This window comes from Aeromonas sp. 1805 (assembly GCF_013085525.1).
GTDB classification, from domain to species: Bacteria; Pseudomonadota; Gammaproteobacteria; order Enterobacterales; family Aeromonadaceae; genus Aeromonas; species Aeromonas hydrophila.
Genome location: NZ_CP038515.1, coordinates 368,282 through 383,416, shown reverse-complemented (window position 1 = coordinate 383,416; position 15,135 = coordinate 368,282). Strand labels below are relative to the sequence as shown.

Sequence of the window (15,135 nt, the reverse complement as noted above, 5' to 3'; positions counted from 1 at the left end):
GCCAGCAATGAGAGAGGGGCCGACAGGCCCCTCTCTTGTTTGGCCCGACCGCCGCTCACACCAGCCGGTGTTGGCGGCGCCCCTCGGCGAAGGCGTTAATGTTGTCGATCAGCTGATCGGCGAGGCGCTGCATCGACTCCTCGCTGGCCCAGGCCACGTGGGGGGTGAGGATAAAGTGGGGGTACTGCAGTGCCTGCATCAGCGGATGGTCGGGAGGGGGCGGCTCGACGCTCGCCACGTCGAAACCGGCGCCGCCGAGGCGGCCGTTGGCCAGTGCCCGCAGCAGGGCCTCCTCGTCCACCAGACCGCCGCGGCCGACGTTGATCAGCAGGGCGCCCGGCTTCATCAGCTCGAGCTCCCGCTCGCCAATCAGGTTGCGGGTGTAGGGGGTGAGCGGGCAGTGCAGGCTGATGACGTCGGCGCTTTGCAGCAGCTCGTCCAGCGGCAGCCGATCCTCGTCGCGGCTGGCGCCGACCTGGCTCTGGGCGTAGCGCACCTCCATGCCGATCCCCCTGGCCCGCTCGCCGAGGGCCTGACCGAGCGTCCCCTTGCCGATGATGCCGAGCCGCTTGCCGTGCAGATCCGTGATGTGGTGATCGAAGAAGCAGAACTGGCCGCTCTGCTGCCAGCGCCCCTCCAGCAGCGACTGGCGCCAGCAGAAGAGGTTGCGCGCCAGGGCCAGCATCAGCGCCATGGCGTGTTCCGGCACCGAGGGGCCCGAGTAGTTGCGGATGTTGCAGACGCCGACGTTGGCGGCGCGGCACGCCTCCAGATCCACGTTGTCGCTGCCGGTGGCGGCCAGGGCGATGAGTTTCAGGTCCGGCAGGCGGGCCAGCTCGGCGGCGCCGATGCGTACCTTGTTGATGATGGCGATGCTGGCGTCTTTGAGTCGCTCCACCACCTGCTCGGGGGCCGTGCTCGGGTAGCTCTGCCAGTGATGGGGAAAGTCGGGGTGGCGCAGGGTGATGCCGGTATCCAGGGTATCGCTGTCGAGAAACACAATTTGCTGCATGGAGCCTCCTGCCGTTGAGGCGTTCATGATGCCAAACATCGGCGACCGAGGGCCAGTTTGCTGCGCATCAATGGCTTGGCAATCACGCCGGATGTGAGGCAGGCGGCATTTTTCGGGTCAGAGCCAGCCGAGGTGGGTGAGCCAGCCCTGGATCCGGGTCGGCGTTTCGTCCAGCTCCAGCAGGGCGTAGGGGCGGTAGTTGAGCTTGTGGCTGCGGCGGCTCTCGCTGCGGCGAGCTTCGGCGGCCAGCAGCGGCCAGCGTCCGCCATCCTCCTGATAGAGGTCGAGGGTGGGCATGGTGGCCTGAGCGATCTCCTTGGCGAAGATCTGGTTGCTCTGCTGGTCGGGGAAGAAGCCGTCGAGCAGCACCAGCGCATCGGGGGCGGGCAGCTGTTCGCTGGCGATGAGGTTGGTGGCCCAGGCGGCGCCGGTGCCCTGCGCCAGTATCAGCTTGAAGCCCCCCTCCTGCAGCTTGGCATCCCCCAGCTTGCTGATGCGGGTGGCGAACTGCTTGCGAAAGTCGTCGATGGCCTGCTGCTTTTTCTCGGCGGCAGGGTCCAGTTCGGTCTGTTGGGGCGAGGGGAGCAGCAGCAAAGTATCGAAGCCGAGCCGGCCGAGGGCCCGGGTCAGATGCCACAGCTGGCCGCTGCGCTGCCAGTCGGGCAAGAGGATGGCCAGCCCCACATAGCTGTCGCTGTCGTGCTTGGCGAACAGCACTGTCTGCTTGTCGATCTGGGTGCTGTTGGGCAGCCCCTGCCAGTCGTTGTTCTGCCAGTAGTCGAGCGGCGTGAGCTGTGTGCCCTCGCTGGCCTGCAAAGGGTTGCTTGCCAGCAGGGTCAGTAACAGCAGTGATAAGAACAATCTGGCCATAGTGCGCTCCCCCGGTTACTCGGGTTAGCGGCACCAGGCCGGTTTTCTGAAGGGAGAAGTGGCAGCGCTACGGTGACGGCCGCTCGGTGCTGGCGAGTCCGGCCAGCTGGCGGTCGTGCAGGGGCGAGAGCAGCAGCAGGGCAGTGACGGCGCCAATCAGGGCGAAGAACATGTCGGACTGGGTATCCCAGGGGTCGCCCTGGGTGCCGAGAAACTCATCCGCCCCCTGACCGAGCGCGAGGGCGGCCCCCCACTCGATGAACTCGTAGGTGGCGCTGATGGCGAGCACCACGCAGACCACCAGAAACGCCAGTATGCGCCGGCCCTGCACATAGCCTCCGCGCAGCAGGATCTCCCGACACACCAGGGCGGGCACGAAGCCTTGGAAGAAGTGGCCAATCTTGTCATAGGGGTTGCGACTGAGCTCGAGCCACTGCTGCAGCTCGAATCCCAGCGGGACGCGGGCGTAGGTATAGGCGCCGCCCAGCATCAGCACCATGGCATGCAGGGCGATGCACAGATAGAGCAGGCTGGTGAGCGGAAAACGGCGGTGCGTCAGGGCAAGCAGCGGCATGGCGATGAGCACGGGGGCGACCTCCATCAGCCAGGTCGCCCGGTCATAGGGTTGCCAGCCGGAGAGGATCAGCAGTACCAGGGTCAACAGCAGCAACAGACCTTTATGCAGAGATGTCATGGGGCGCTCCGGGGGATGGCACAAACCAGCTTGCCCATTTAGCCATGTTTGCTCTGCGAATACAGCCGGGGGGCGCCGTGCACCCATAAAAAAAGCGAGCCAAAGGCTCGCTTTTTCACCATGGATTCAAGGGGTCAACTTAGTTGACGCGACGCTTGAATTCACCGGTGCGGGTATCGATTTCGATCTTGTCGCCGATCTCTACGAAGGCGGCAACGGCCAGCTCGTAGGTGGTGCCCTTCAGGCGGGCCGGCTTGGTCACTTTACCGGAGGTGTCGCCACGGGCGGCCGGCTCGGTGTACTCGACTTCGCGAACGATGGTGGTCGGCAGTTCTACGGAGATGGCTTTCTCGTTGTAGAAAGTCACTTCGCAGATGTCTTCCATGCCGTCAACCATGTAGTTCAGGGCATCACCCAGGTTGTCTTTCTCGACGTCGTACTGGTTGTACTCGGTGTCCATGAAGACATACAGGGGGTCGGAGAAGTAGGAGTAGGTGCACTCTTTACGTTCCAGCTGAACAACTTCCAGCTTGTCGTCGGCCTTGAATACGGTCTCGGTGGCGCTGCCGTTCAGCAGGCCTTTCAGCTTCATCTTGACCACGGCGGAGTTACGGCCGGATTTGTTGAATTCGGCTTTCTGGACCACCATCGGCTCGGTACCGATCATGACGACGTTACCAGCGCGGATTTCCTGTGCGGTTTTCATGTAAAAATTCCTGTTCGTATACGGGCAGATAAAAACTGCCAGATTATATACGGCTTTCTAAAAATTTCACCAGCCGAGTGACGAGATCCCCATCCCTGAGCTGCTTCTGTGACCAAGGTCGCCCATGTTGCCGCCATATCGCGGCGTGTTCCGGCCATTGCGCCCACCAATCGCGACAGTTTTCCCCCTGATTGAGGGCGTGGCTGAAACCGCGCAGCCACTGGCCGGTGGCGGTGGGCAGCTCTGCCAGATAGTGGTCGAGAAAGCCGTCCAGCTTGACCATGTGGGCCTGCTCTTCCTGCGGATAGATATGCCACAGGAAGGGGCGAGCGGCCCACTGGGCCCGCACGAAGGAGTCCTCCCCGCGCACCAGATTGAGATCGCAGCTCCACAGCAGCCGATCGTAACCGGCCTGATCGGTCATCGGCAGCAGCTTGATGGTGAGGTTGCCCGCCTGCAGCAGTTCCCCTGCCTTGGCCATCGGAATGGCCGCTGCCAGCCCGGCGCCGGTGAGCACGTCGTTGAGGGAGCGCCCGAGCGGCAGCAGCAGGGTGACGGGCGTGGCGCTCTGGCACCAGCTCTCGACCAGGCTGGTCAGGGCGGGGCTCTCGTAGGTGAAGAGGCTGACCCGCAGCTCGTGCTCTTGCTTGGGCGGCAGGCCGAGGCTGGCCCAGTAGGCGGCAAGCCCGGCTTCATCCTGTTGCCAGCGCTCGCGCTCGACGATGAGGCCGCGCTCGCACAGGAGGCCGCCGGTTTTAGCGGTAAAGCCCGGGAAGAAGAAGTATTTGTTGAGGCTCTGGTTGCCGACCCGTTGGGGCGAGGCGAGGGCGTGGCAATCCTCGACCCAGCTCTCGGCCGAGAGGTACTCGAGGTTGATCCAGCAGGGGGGCCTGGGCTGGCTCGCCATCTGCTCGGCCATTCGTTCAATGAAGGGGGCGGGCAGCTGGCAGGCAAAGGCCTCGATCACCACCCTGGCCGGGAGGGTGTCGGCCGGCAGGGTATCGTGCCAGTGCTGGATATGGATGCCATCGACCCACTGGCTATCCAGCTCGGGGTCGAGCCCCGGACAGATACGGGCAAAGCTTGCCAGATCGTCCACCCAGAGCCGCACCTGCACCTCATTGCCGTGGGTCGGGAGTGCGCCTTCCTGTTTCAGCTGGCGGGCCAGCCGCCAGGTGACGCCAATGTCGCCGAAGTTGTCCACTACGCAGCAGAAGATATCCCAGTCAAACGGGGGGAGGGGCTGGTCATGTCAGGGCATCCAGATACAAAAAAACCGGTGCGCAGGGTAGCACACCGGTTGGCTGGCTTCTAACCGTCAGCGCGTGACGGTGGCTGTGGCAGGTTACTCCTTGCCGTAGACATTGTTCTCTTGCTCACGCACCCGGATAAAGGTGGTGCGTTTGGTGAGTTCTTTCAGCTGGCTGGCACCCACATAAGTGCAGGTGGAGCGCACCCCGCCCAGGATGTCGCGCACCGTGTTTTCGACCGGGCCGCGATAGGGCAGCAACACGGTTTTGCCCTCGGAGGCGCGGTACTCGGCGACACCGCCGGCGTGCTTGTCCATGGCGCTTGAGGAGCTCATGCCGTAGAACTTCATGAAGGGGTCGCCATCCACATCGACGATTTCGCCGCCACACTCCTCGTGGGCCGCCAGCATGCCGCCCAGCATCACGAAGTCGGCGCCGCCGCCAAACGCCTTGGCCACATCCCCCGGGCAGGTGCAGCCGCCGTCACCGACGATCTGGCCGCCGAGACCATGGGCCGCATCGGCACACTCGATGATGGCGGAGAGCTGCGGGTAGCCGACCCCGGTCTTGACCCGGGTGGTGCAGACCGAGCCCGGGCCTATGCCCACCTTGACGATGTCGGCGCCGGAGAGGATCAGCTCCTCCACCATCTCGCCGGTGACCACGTTGCCCGCCAGAATGACATGGTTCGGGCAGGCCTCGCGGATCTTGCGCAGAAACTCGACGAAGTGCTGGGAGTAGCCGTTGGCCACGTCGACGCAGATGAAGCGCAGGGCGCTGGACATGGCCAGGATCTGGCGGGTCTTGGTGAAGTCATCCTCGGAGGTGCCGGTAGAGACCATTACGTGACCTAGCAGCGCCGGGTCGGTCTCGTTGACGAAGGTTTGCCACTGAGCAAGGCTGTAGTGCTTGTGTACTGCGGTCATCATCTCGAAGCTGGCCAGGGTACGCGCCATGGCGAAGCTGCCGACGGTATCCATGTTGGCGGCGATGACGGGCACCCCTTGCCATTGGGTCTGGGTGTGCTTGAAGGTGAACTGACGGGTCAGGCTGACTTGGGAACGACTCTTGAGAGTAGAGCGCTTGGGGCGGAACAGGACATCCTTGAAACCGAGCTTCAAGTCTTCTTCGATACGCATTACGAATTCCTTATTGAGCCTTGTTTGATAGGTCACTTTGCAGTGGCAACTTTTCGGCAGGCGCAAAAAAACCGGTGGTTTTCAGGCCCTCCGGTTTACAACAGTGTAGGCAAAAATCCCGTCGGAACAAGACTGATAATTCACTCAGCGTTGTGGTAGCCTTTGGCGTCACAACCTGAGCGCAGCCTTGGGTTTCATCCAGCCCCGCTCATGTCTCCCCGTTCGTCTACTTGAAAGATCCTGATTGAATCCTGTTTGGCAAGCTGCTGCGTGATCCTGACGTTACGCGCGCTGGCCGCGCTGGTGGCGGCGAGGCGGCCACGTTCACCAGTTGACAGCTGCCTTTTCCATCCCCACTCTGGGCTGCTCGGGCCAGCGTCGGCCCTACCCTGACAAGGAGTGAAGATGTTCGGATTGCGAATGATGCCGCTGCTGTTGCTGGTCGGTCTCGCCCTGCCGGGAGCGGCTCGGGCTGCCTCCAATCCCGCCGTTTATGGCTGGATTGAGAAGGGACTCATCATGCCGGGCGGGGTGGCGGTGAAGATGAAGCTCGATACCGGGGCGCTCACCTCCTCGCTTGATGCGCGGGATCTGCGCCACTTCAAGCGTGACGGCAAGTCCTGGGTGCGCTTTACCCTGCAGGTGACCGATGCCAACACCGACCGGCAGGTGAGCCAGACCCTGGAGCGACCGGTGGAGCACATGGTGACGGTGCGTGGCGCCGGTGGTATGGAGCAGCGCCCCACGGTCACCATGTCCATCTGCCTGGGTGACAAGGTGTATGAGGAGTGGTTCACCCTGCGCGATCGCAGCAAGATGATCTATCCGGTGCTGTTGGGGCGCCGCCTGCTGGCGGATCTCGGCGCAGTGGATTCGAGTCGCACCTTCACGGTGCAGCCGAGCTGTCGTTAGTGTAATTTCGGCGCAGATCTAAAAAACGGCGTTTCACAGCTAAATCACACTGTCTCTGCTAGAGGTAGCATTTGCACCATACCCTCGATGCGGGCGAGTCCATTCGCCCGCAAGGGATGGAGCATGGAGTGGAGCATAGTGAAAGCCTACCAACAAACTGTATCTGAATGGCTATCGCTCGCAGGTGAGCAGCAAGGTGTTGCCTTGAGCCTGGGAAGTGATGGTCACTGCCGTGTGCCGTTCGGCCAGGATGGCGAGTGTCTGGTCGAAGTGCCAGACAACGACGAACTGCAGGTATGTTACCTCTATATCCCGTTACTGCGTCTACCTGATGATACTGCCAGCCAGTTGCAGCTGACCCGCTCCGCCCTCGAACTGAACATGTTCGGTCTGGCCACCGGGGGCAGCCAGATCAGCCTGGACAGTCGCAGCAACCACCTGGTGCTGACCTTTTCTTCTCTCATCGAAATGCTCGACAGCACTCTCTTTATGCAGACCCTGGGCGAGTTTCTCGATCTCGGCGTTACGTTGCAGGCGCAGTTGCAAAACGTGCTCGCGCAGCAGAAGAGCCCTTCACAACCATCCCCGTTGTCCGGCGTCATCATTCCATGTTGACGGGTGTCCATCTGTCTTAATCAGGAACAGAATATGTCTATCCAAAGCATTGGCCAGCCTATGCATGCTACTGCGGTTACCTCTCATGCTCATGGCGAGGTACAGAGCTCGTCTGGTCAAAACAAGGTTCATCACAATCTGGCATCCCATTACACCAGCCTCGGATTGGGGTCCCGTGTACAGCCTGGTAAGGTATTGAATACCTCGCTCAAATGGCTGACCCTCAGTGCCCCGGCTCGCAAGATTGGCATCGCCATTCAGGGCGGCCATGATTCCCATGCCCAGAGTGTCAAAGGCAAGGCGCGTTACTGGACCGGTGCCCTCATCAAGGGCCTGGCCAATATCACCGGGGGCGTCAGCAGTGTCGCCAGCGGCGCGGTGGCCGCTGGCGCTGCCGGGGTGAAAAACCTGGGTGAGTCGGCCGCCCGTCTGGTTGCCTTCTCTTCATTGGGATTGGCCGGTGCCGTGATGAAAGGAGCCTCCCATCTGCCCCTGGGAATGTCGGAGCGACTGCAGCAAGGGTCACAGCAGGCGTTGAGTGCAGCCAAAGAGGTGCTCAAGCCTGCCTTCGTGGCCAAGGCGGAACAGGAACCGCTCACTGCCGAAGGGGCTCGTGCCGTCATGGATGCCGCCCAGCTGGCAAGAGTCAGTTGTTCCAGCAGTTATCGTGAGATGCCGGCAGGCTACCATCACGCTACGCTGGCGGACATTCCACCCTCTATTCTGGCACGGCGTGAAGATGGGACCGGTGGTAGCGGGAGTGCGCTGGCCCTGCATGTCGTTGCGAAAAAGGGTGAGAACGATCCCTTCATCTTGGCTGGGGATGCCTGGTCTGCGCTCAAGGTCGCTGTCTACAAGCGTGACGACACCCTGGTGCTCTCGTTTGTTGGTACCCAGCCAACCAAGCGGCCGGGGACGCTAAAGAGCGATGCCGGTGCAGCACTCGGGATCAAGGACAGTGCGTTTCAGGATGCAGACCGTCTGGTCAAGGCGTTTGCCGAGCAGCATGGGGGCAAGGTCGAGGTGCTGGGCCACTCTCTGGGAGGCGGCCTGGCGCAATATGCCGGCATCAAACACGGGTTGAAGGTCACCGCCTTTAACAGCATGGGACTGCATGTCGGGTTGCGGGATCGGCTCGCCCACAAGCTTGATCAAGCCAACGTTACCCATATCAACACCAGTGGCGATCCGCTGAGCCAGAAGGTTGAGCACGGGATTTTCGGGCTGGATGCCTCTGCTCAGGTGGGCAAGCGGTATGTCATAGAACATTCCGGTGGTCACCGAATGGAGGCCGTGACGGCCGGTTTGGACGAGCTGCTTGCGTGATCTACCGACCGCAGCCTGGCTCCTTTTGCGTAACCAACCTGTGTGAACAACGCCTCCGATGGGAGGCGTTGTCGTTTCTGGGTCATGGCTGGGATGAGTTGCGAGCGGGCAGCAGCACGCTCACCTCCAGCCCCCCTTCCGGCCGGTTGTGGATGTCGAGATCGGCGCCGTGCAGCTGGGCGATGCGCGAGACGATGGCCATGCCGAGGCCGACCCCGTCCCCCTGCTGGGGATTGACCCGAAAGAAGCGCTCGCACAGGCGTGACAGGGCGGCGGTGGGGATGCCGGGGCCGTTGTCGCGAATGTCGACCCTGACCCTGTGCCCCTCCGGGCGCGCCTCGACCGCGATCTCGCCCTGCGCCTGGGTGTAGCGCAGGGCGTTGTCGATGAGGTTGCTGAACATCAGCTCCAGCAGGGTGGCCTGCCCCATTACCGTCAGCTGTTCGGTGCCTTCCAGCGACAGCTGCTGATCCTTTTTCAGGGCGATGGGGGCCAGGGTGGCCAGGGTGCCCTGCAGCAGCTGGTTCAGGTTGAGCTCGGTCAGCTCCAGCCCCTGCTGGTTGTCGATGCGGGCCTGGGTCAGCAGCTGGCGCAGCAGCCGATCGCTGCGATCGAGCGCCAGCAGCATCTTTTGCAGGGAGTGCTGACGGCTCTCTGCATCCTCGGCGGCCAGCGCGTTTTCGCTGTGGATGCGCAGCACCGCCAGCGGGGTACGCAGCTCGTGGGCCGCCTCGTTGGTGAACTGCTTCTCCCGCTCTATGGTGTCGGCCAGCGCGTGCATCAACCGGTTGATCTCGTTGGTGAGCGGGGTCAGCTCCTGGGCCCGGATCTTCAGGGTGAGCGGGCTCAGGTTGGCCGGGTGGCGCTCACCGATGGCCTGGGCCAGCTGTCGCAGCGGTGCCAGCCCGCGGGAGATGAGCCACCACAGCAGGCCGAGCAGGAAAGGCAGGGTGATGAGCAGCGGCAGCATGGCCAGGGTGGCCATCTTGCTGGCCAGCTCGCTGCGCTCGTCATCCCGCTCCGCCACAATGAGCCAGGTGTGCTCGTCCTGGTTGTAGAGGGTGAAGGTGCGCCACTCGTGGTTGTCCTTGGTGACGTTGTTGAAGCCGGGAGCCAGGGCGCCGAGGGGCTGGCTCGGGGCGCTGGGGGAGCGCAGCAATATGTGGCCCTGCTCGCTCAGCAGCTGGAAGTAGAGGTTGCGCTCGAATTCGTGGCCGAAGGGGGTGAGTTCCCTGTCTTCCCCCCGCAGGTTGAAGCTGGTGTCCTTCTGCCACTGATCCGGGTTGTGCTGCTCCCAGTCCTGATAGACGGTGCCGTTGGCGGGCAGTTCGCCATTTTGCTCCAGATAACGGCTGAGCAGCTGGTTGGTGATGCGGGAGGACTGGGCGAGACGGGCATCGAACAGCTCCTCCATCTCGTGGTTGGCCTCCAGATAACCGATGAGGGCGCTGATGGCCAGGCTGGCGCTGACCAACGCCAGGATGCCGGAGAGCAGGAAGCGGCGGATGGAGCGGGGACGCGTCATGCCCGGTGATCCCGGCGCTGGGCCTGTTCAAGCTGGGGGACTATGTAGCCGACCCCGCGGATATTGCGGATGAGGTCGCTGTAGAACTTCTTGCGCAGGTGGTGAATGTGCACCTCCACCGCGTTGCTCTCGGCCCCCTCGTCCCAGCCGTAGAGGCTCTGCTGCAGCTGATCCTTGCTCAGTACCCGGCCGCTCTGGGTGATGAGCTCCTGCAGCAGCTTGTATTCGTGGGGGGTGAGCTTGACCGGCTCGCCGCGATAGGTGACCTGCTGAGACTCGGGATAGAGCTGCAGCTCGCCGTATTCCAGTACCGCCTGGGCCTGGCCCTTGCTGCGCCGCACCAGGGCGCGCAGGCGGGCGTTGAGCTCCTGCAGGGCAAACGGCTTGACCATGTAGTCGTCGGAGCCGGCATCCAGCCCCAGCACCCGGTCGTCCAGGGCATCGCGGGCGGTGAGGATCAGCACCGGCAGCGTCTGGCCTTCCCGGCGCAGTTTGCGCAGCAGGCTGATGCCGTCGATGTCCGGCAGGTTGAGATCCAGAATGAGCGCGGCAAACTCCTCGCTCTTGAGCACCGACAGGGCGGGCAGCCCCTGCTGCAGCCAGTCCACCGTGTAGCCACTGCTGCGCAGGGCATCCACCATGCCGTCACCCAGCATCACATCATCTTCCACCAACAGGATCCGCATTGTTATTCCTCTCAAAAGACGCTGCCCACCAGTATGCAAGCTGGTGGGCAGAGTTTAAATAGCGCTCTGATCCGACTTGGGTTTACAGCTTGTCGAGGCGATCGCGGATCTCGATGCGTCGGCCCTGATCCGCCAGCTCGCGACCCGGCCGGGGCGGGGCGCTCAGCGCCTTCTCCAGATAGCTCTTGGCCTCGGCCTTGCGGCCCTGATCCAGCAGGAAGTCGCCGTAGAAGAAGTTGGGGTCGATGCCGGTCGGGTTGATGGCCAGCGCCTGCTTGAGCAGCTGTTCGGCCTTCTCGTCATCGCCAAAGCCCACCGGCCAGCCCGGCACCTGATAGTAGAGCGAGCCCAGGCTGGTGTAGGCGGAGCCGTCCAGTGCCTTGGGGTCCTGCTTGAGGGCGATCTCCAGCTTGGCCTTGGCCTCCTTGACCAGGCCCAGCGCCCCCAGCCCGCCCTTGGCACCGGCCCAGGTGCTCTTGACGATGGCCGACCAGATCAGCAGGTCGGTGCGAAAGGCCTCCTTGGCGCTGGCCTGATCGGCCTGGCTGCTCAGCTGTTCGAGACAGCTCTCCTTGGCCTTGCCGGTCTGCTGATACTGACAGACGGCCCACTGCTGCTGGATGACGGGCAGGGCGTCGGCGGCCTGGGCCATCCCCGAGCCCAGCATGAGCAGCAGGAGGGCGCCATGGGTGAAACAGGGGCGGAAAGTGGCGTGCTTCATCTTAACGTTCCTTCTCTGTCATGACGGAAGTGGTGTGCCCCGCATTGCCGGCAGCGGGCGCCGCGTGGCGGGCATAGCGCTCTATGATGGGTTTTTGCTTGGCCAGCGCCCGGTCGACCAGGCCGGGCAGCAGGCCGTTCAGTCGCACGAACAGCTTCTCCGGCCAGCCGAGCCAGCTGCGGCGGGTTTCGTTGCACAGGGCGATGACGGCCTCCTCGGCCACGTCCTGGGGGCTGTCGGTGTGGGTGCCGAGCTCGGCATTCATCTCGTAGGCCGCCTCCGAGTTGAGGCGGGTACGGGTGGCGCGGGGGGCAAAGTGCAGCACCTGGATGCCGGTGCCCTCCAGCTCGCGGCCGAGCGCCTCGCTGAAGCCGCGCAGGGCGAACTTGCTGGCGCAATAGACGCTGTAGCCGGCGTAGCCGATGGCACCAAAGCTGGAGCCGACGTTCATGATCACCGCCGGTTTGCGCAGGCGGGGCAGCAGCATGCGGGTGAGCTGGATCGGCGCCTCGACGTTGAGCAGCAGCTGGCGCTCCACCTGCTCGCTGCTCTGATCCTCCAGCCAGGCAAACTGGTTGCAGCCAGCGTTGTTGATCAGCACGTCCAGCCCCTCGTCCAGTGCCGGGTGCTGCAACAGTTTGGCCCGCTCCTGGGGCGAGCCCAGATCGGCGATCACCGTCTGGTGGCGCTCCGGGTGCGGCAGCTCCTTGCGAAGCCGCTCCAGCGCACTGGCCCTGCGTCCGTGCAGCAACAGGTGTGCCCCCTGGACCGCCAGCTCCTGGGCCAGCGCTTCGCCGATCCCGCCGCTGGCGCCCGTGAGCAGCACGAGTTTTCCTTCAAGCTTCATGATGTCTGGTTTTCCGTCAGTTGATAGAGCATGTCGGCGTAGAGGCGGTAGACCACCTTGGCCGAGTGAATGATGGCTGCCTGATCGGCCGGGGCTTCTACCCGGTTCATCAGGGACTCGAAGAACTTGAGGTGCTCCTGATCCAGCGCGCCGTGGGAGCTCAGGTAGCTCATGGCCTGAGGGGGCAGGCCGAGACCTGCCTTGAGCTGATCGGCCACGGTCAGGGCGATGGCGACGCTGGTGCCTTCCAGCACCTGGACCATGCCGAAGAACCCCATGGGGTTGCCGCGTTGCACCTGGTCGTAGAGGAAGGCCACCATCAGTTCGATGGGCAGCTCGGGCTGGCCGTGACGCACCGCCTCGGCATCGCCGCCACAGGCGCGGATGTCGCTCAGGATCCACTCCTGATGGCCGTACTCCTCATCGATGTACTCGGCGATGGCGCCGCGCACCCACTCATACTCCTGACCCAGCTTGCCGCCGGTGGCCATGAGCAGCGGCACCGTGTGGCGCACGTGATAGAAAGCCTGGGCGAGAAAGCGCAGGTAGATGTCGCGGGAGATCTCCCCCTTGCGGCACGCCTCTATGATGGGGGCGTTGAACAGATGCTCCCGGGCCGGGGCGGTGGCTTGTTGCAGCACTTGATAGAAGCTCATGAGGTCTCTCCTGTAAGGCATTGGCTGATCTGCCGGGAAAAGTGGTGATAAATCCGTTCGCGACGGGGGCGACCGTTGGCGGTCAGCAGTTCCGGATGCTGATCCAGTGCCACCGGCAGCCAGTGATGGATGCGGGCATAGTCGGGCAGGCGGTGATTGAGCTGCTCGATCTGCTGGGCCAGCTGGGCGTCGGCGCCGGGCAGTGGCTGGATCAGGGCGACGTTGGCCGGCTGGCCGTCGCCGAAGATCACGATGCGGGCGATGGCCGGACAGAGCTGGGCTTCCGCCTCGACCCACTCGGGGGAGAAGTTGCGGCCAAAGGCGGTGATCTGGACGTTTTTCTTGCGCCCGGTGATATGCAGATAGCCCTCATCATCCAGATGGCCCAGATCGCCGGTGGCGACCCGTGCTGGCGTCGGCTCGTCGCTGCCCAGATAGCCGAGCATGGCGGCTCCCTCCACCAGGATCTCGCCGTCGGCGGCGATCGATACCCGGCAGTGGGGCAGTGGCTGGCCGACGCTGCCCAGGCTGTGGCCGTCGGGGCCGTTGAGGGCCACGACGGAGCCGCACTCCGACAGACCGTATCCCTCGTAGACCGGCAGCCCCAGCTTGCGGGCCCGGCTGATGAGCTCGGGCGAGACTTTGCCGCCGCCCACCGCGACGAAGCGCAGGCCGGCCAGCTGCTCGGCCAGCGCCGGGTTGGCGCTGCACAGGGCCAGCAGCAGGCGTAGCAGCTCGGGCACCAGCACCAGACTGTGGGTGGGCCAGCGCAGTAGGGCCTGGGCCAGGGTGGCCGGGTCCAGCTTGCTGGAGCCGGCAAAGCCGAGCTCAGCCAGCGAAGGGATGCAGCTGCAGGCGCCGGTGAGCAGCGGTACGTAGAGGCCGGTCAGGTTTTCCAGCAGGGTGGTGAGCGGCAGCAGGGTCAGGTGCTTCTCGACGTTGGCCGGGGCGACCCGCTCAGCCAGCGACGCGCAGACCGCCATCATCTGGGTCAGCGACAGGCAGACACCTTTGGGCTGCCCTGTGGTGCCGGAGGTGTAGGTGATCTTGGCGGTGCCGGCCGGCAGAGGTGGCAGCCGGGCAGGTGTGCGGCGCCACAGCGGCAGCTCGCCGACCGTCAGTTGCAGCGGATCGCTGGCCTGCCAGCCGGGATGGTGGGGGCCGATCAGGGCGTCAGCGCCGCTGCTCTCCAGCAGCCACTCCTGCTGCTCCAGGCTGAAGAAGTGGGGGATCGGGATCGCCACGATGCCGGCCATGGTGCAGGCGAGATCGATGAGCGCCCAGGGCAGGCCGTTGTCCAGCTGCAGCGCCAGCCGGCTGATCCCGGCCATTTGCAGGCGGTCGGCCAGCGCTGGCAGCTGCTGCCACAGCGCCTCGTAACTGAGGCTGTGCTGGCTGCTGGCAAGAGCCGGGCTGTGGGGCATCTGGCGGGCGAAGTAGGCGATTTGGTCAAACAGCATCATAAGGCGCTCCGGTGCGGGCAGTTGAACAGGGACGGCATGGGTGCCAGCAGGAAGAGCAGCAGGCTGCCCTGGGCCAGTGCCTGCCGTCCGAGGCCGAGATCGCCGACCATCACCTTGGGCTGGCAGTGGTAATAGGCGCCCCAGGCGCTGGCGTCGTCCCCCACCTTGTCGGCCTGGGCGGGGGCCAGCTCGACCGGGGTGAGGTGGAGGCGGTGAAAGCTGTTGCGTAGCTTGGCGGTGCCGGTGAATACCACGTAGTCGAGGTCGTTGTCGCACAGCAGGCGGCATAGCGCCGCAAACATCAGGCGGGCGTTGCCGGGCTCGCTGCAGGCGAAGTTGCCCACCTCGACGATGCGATCACGCCGGGCGGGGGCGCCGAGCCGGGTTTCGATGGCAGCCTCGATGGGCTGCTCCAGGTACTGCTCCAGATAGAGGCGCTCGCTGCCGGCCAGCTTGAGACCGCAGGCGCCGACCAGCAGGCCGTCGGCCCGGTAGAGGCCGAGCAGGCAGGGCAGAAAATGGGGAATGCGGGCGTTGAACTCCTGGCTGTAGGCGGCCTGGATGTAGCCCTGCAGTGCCATGACCTGTTGCGGGGTATCGGCCAGCGTCAGCCGATAGGGGGCTTGAATGTCGGTGGTCATGGATGGCTCCTTCTTGTCGATTGTCATCAGACTAAAGGGGCAAACTTAAGAAACCCTTAAGAGGTAAAAAAT

Annotated in this window: 16 protein-coding genes; 3 read left to right on the top strand and 13 right to left on the bottom strand. The window is 63.9% G+C overall.

The window, feature by feature from the left end; all coding sequences use genetic code 11:
* Positions 1-55: 55 nt before the first annotated feature.
* The 6 genes from E5E96_RS01675 to E5E96_RS01650 all read right to left on the bottom strand — a co-directional run bounded on the left by E5E96_RS01675 (position 56) and on the right by E5E96_RS01650 (position 5,671).
* On the bottom strand, positions 56-1,012 hold the full coding sequence (locus E5E96_RS01675; RefSeq protein WP_171281429.1) for a D-2-hydroxyacid dehydrogenase: 957 nt from the start codon (positions 1,010-1,012) through the stop codon (positions 56-58).
* A gap of 117 nt (positions 1,013-1,129) precedes the next feature.
* Positions 1,130-1,882 (bottom strand): DUF3530 family protein, encoded by a 753-nt coding sequence (locus E5E96_RS01670; RefSeq protein ID WP_171281428.1) that lies wholly within the window; start codon positions 1,880-1,882, stop codon positions 1,130-1,132.
* 67 nt (positions 1,883-1,949) lie between these two features.
* Positions 1,950-2,576 (bottom strand): DUF2238 domain-containing protein, encoded by a 627-nt coding sequence (locus E5E96_RS01665; protein ID WP_171281427.1) that lies wholly within the window; start codon positions 2,574-2,576, stop codon positions 1,950-1,952.
* Between the two features lie 139 nt (positions 2,577-2,715).
* Positions 2,716-3,282, bottom strand: coding sequence for an elongation factor P (efp, locus tag E5E96_RS01660; RefSeq protein WP_011707002.1), 567 nt, complete (start codon positions 3,280-3,282; stop codon positions 2,716-2,718).
* Positions 3,283-3,325: 43 nt separating this feature from the next.
* The gene (earP, locus tag E5E96_RS01655; protein WP_171283193.1) at positions 3,326-4,501 is read right to left on the bottom strand and encodes an elongation factor P maturation arginine rhamnosyltransferase EarP; all 1,176 of its coding nucleotides are present in this window, start codon (positions 4,499-4,501) and stop codon (positions 3,326-3,328) included.
* Between the two features lie 126 nt (positions 4,502-4,627).
* Positions 4,628-5,671 carry a GMP reductase gene (locus tag E5E96_RS01650; protein WP_171281426.1) on the bottom strand — a complete coding sequence of 348 codons (1,044 nt, stop codon included), beginning with the start codon at positions 5,669-5,671 and terminating at the stop codon, positions 4,628-4,630.
* Positions 5,672-6,076: 405 nt separating this feature from the next.
* Between E5E96_RS01650 and E5E96_RS01645 the strand changes: the two genes are divergently transcribed.
* The 3 genes from E5E96_RS01645 (at position 6,077) to E5E96_RS01635 (ending at position 8,524) form a co-directional block, all read left to right on the top strand.
* Complete coding sequence (locus E5E96_RS01645) at positions 6,077-6,583, top strand: ATP-dependent zinc protease (RefSeq protein ID WP_171281425.1); 507 nt, start codon at positions 6,077-6,079, stop codon at positions 6,581-6,583.
* A gap of 87 nt (positions 6,584-6,670) precedes the next feature.
* On the top strand, positions 6,671-7,198 hold the full coding sequence (locus E5E96_RS01640; protein ID WP_367396506.1) for a CesT family type III secretion system chaperone: 528 nt from the start codon (positions 6,671-6,673) through the stop codon (positions 7,196-7,198).
* A 195-nt stretch (positions 7,199-7,393) separates the two neighbouring features.
* Positions 7,394-8,524 carry a phospholipase gene (locus E5E96_RS01635; protein ID WP_253264694.1) on the top strand — a complete coding sequence of 377 codons (1,131 nt, stop codon included), beginning with the start codon at positions 7,394-7,396 and terminating at the stop codon, positions 8,522-8,524.
* An 82-nt stretch (positions 8,525-8,606) separates the two neighbouring features.
* Here E5E96_RS01635 and E5E96_RS01630 read toward each other — a convergent pair whose 3' ends face one another.
* From E5E96_RS01630 to E5E96_RS01600, 7 genes are all read right to left on the bottom strand, one after another.
* A complete protein-coding gene (locus E5E96_RS01630) occupies positions 8,607-10,049 on the bottom strand; it encodes an ATP-binding protein (protein WP_171281422.1) in 1,443 nt (480 codons plus the stop codon).
* Positions 10,046-10,735, bottom strand: coding sequence for a response regulator (locus E5E96_RS01625; protein WP_011706997.1), 690 nt, complete (start codon positions 10,733-10,735; stop codon positions 10,046-10,048). Before E5E96_RS01625 ends, E5E96_RS01630 begins: the two co-directional genes overlap by 4 nt.
* 82 nt (positions 10,736-10,817) lie before the next feature.
* Complete coding sequence (locus E5E96_RS01620; RefSeq protein WP_171281421.1) at positions 10,818-11,456, bottom strand: tetratricopeptide repeat protein; 639 nt, start codon at positions 11,454-11,456, stop codon at positions 10,818-10,820.
* 1 nt (position 11,457) lies between these two features.
* Positions 11,458-12,303 (bottom strand): SDR family oxidoreductase, encoded by an 846-nt coding sequence (locus E5E96_RS01615; protein WP_171281420.1) that lies wholly within the window; start codon positions 12,301-12,303, stop codon positions 11,458-11,460.
* Positions 12,300-12,959, bottom strand: coding sequence for a TenA family transcriptional regulator (locus tag E5E96_RS01610; RefSeq protein ID WP_060389966.1), 660 nt, complete (start codon positions 12,957-12,959; stop codon positions 12,300-12,302). Before E5E96_RS01610 ends, E5E96_RS01615 begins: the two co-directional genes overlap by 4 nt.
* A complete protein-coding gene (locus E5E96_RS01605) occupies positions 12,956-14,422 on the bottom strand; it encodes an AMP-dependent synthetase/ligase (RefSeq protein WP_171281419.1) in 1,467 nt (488 codons plus the stop codon). Before E5E96_RS01605 ends, E5E96_RS01610 begins: the two co-directional genes overlap by 4 nt.
* Positions 14,419-15,063: a thermostable hemolysin gene (locus E5E96_RS01600; protein WP_171281418.1), complete on the bottom strand. Its 645-nt coding sequence runs from the start codon at positions 15,061-15,063 to the stop codon at positions 14,419-14,421. The genes E5E96_RS01605 and E5E96_RS01600 overlap by 4 nt, the downstream gene beginning before the upstream one ends.
* Positions 15,064-15,135: the final 72 nt, after the last annotated feature.

Bases quoted from the DNA above. Each gene is read 5' to 3' on its own strand.
- E5E96_RS01675 (WP_171281429.1), bottom strand. From the start codon at position 1,012: ATGCAGCAAATTGTGTTTCTCGACAGCGATACCCTGGATACCGGCATC.
- E5E96_RS01670 (WP_171281428.1), bottom strand. From the start codon at position 1,882: ATGGCCAGATTGTTCTTATCACTGCTGTTACTGACCCTGCTGGCAAGC.
- E5E96_RS01665 (WP_171281427.1), bottom strand. From the start codon at position 2,576: ATGACATCTCTGCATAAAGGTCTGTTGCTGCTGTTGACCCTGGTACTG.
- efp (WP_011707002.1), bottom strand. From the start codon at position 3,282: ATGAAAACCGCACAGGAAATCCGCGCTGGTAACGTCGTCATGATCGGT.
- E5E96_RS01650 (WP_171281426.1), bottom strand. From the start codon at position 5,671: ATGCGTATCGAAGAAGACTTGAAGCTCGGTTTCAAGGATGTCCTGTTC.
- E5E96_RS01645 (WP_171281425.1), top strand. From the start codon at position 6,077: ATGTTCGGATTGCGAATGATGCCGCTGCTGTTGCTGGTCGGTCTCGCC.
- E5E96_RS01640 (WP_367396506.1), top strand. From the start codon at position 6,671: ATGCGGGCGAGTCCATTCGCCCGCAAGGGATGGAGCATGGAGTGGAGC.
- E5E96_RS01630 (WP_171281422.1), bottom strand. From the start codon at position 10,049: ATGACGCGTCCCCGCTCCATCCGCCGCTTCCTGCTCTCCGGCATCCTG.
- E5E96_RS01625 (WP_011706997.1), bottom strand. From the start codon at position 10,735: ATGCGGATCCTGTTGGTGGAAGATGATGTGATGCTGGGTGACGGCATG.
- E5E96_RS01620 (WP_171281421.1), bottom strand. From the start codon at position 11,456: ATGAAGCACGCCACTTTCCGCCCCTGTTTCACCCATGGCGCCCTCCTG.
- E5E96_RS01615 (WP_171281420.1), bottom strand. From the start codon at position 12,303: ATGAAGCTTGAAGGAAAACTCGTGCTGCTCACGGGCGCCAGCGGCGGG.
- E5E96_RS01610 (WP_060389966.1), bottom strand. From the start codon at position 12,959: ATGAGCTTCTATCAAGTGCTGCAACAAGCCACCGCCCCGGCCCGGGAG.
- E5E96_RS01605 (WP_171281419.1), bottom strand. From the start codon at position 14,422: ATGATGCTGTTTGACCAAATCGCCTACTTCGCCCGCCAGATGCCCCAC.
- E5E96_RS01600 (WP_171281418.1), bottom strand. From the start codon at position 15,063: ATGACCACCGACATTCAAGCCCCCTATCGGCTGACGCTGGCCGATACC.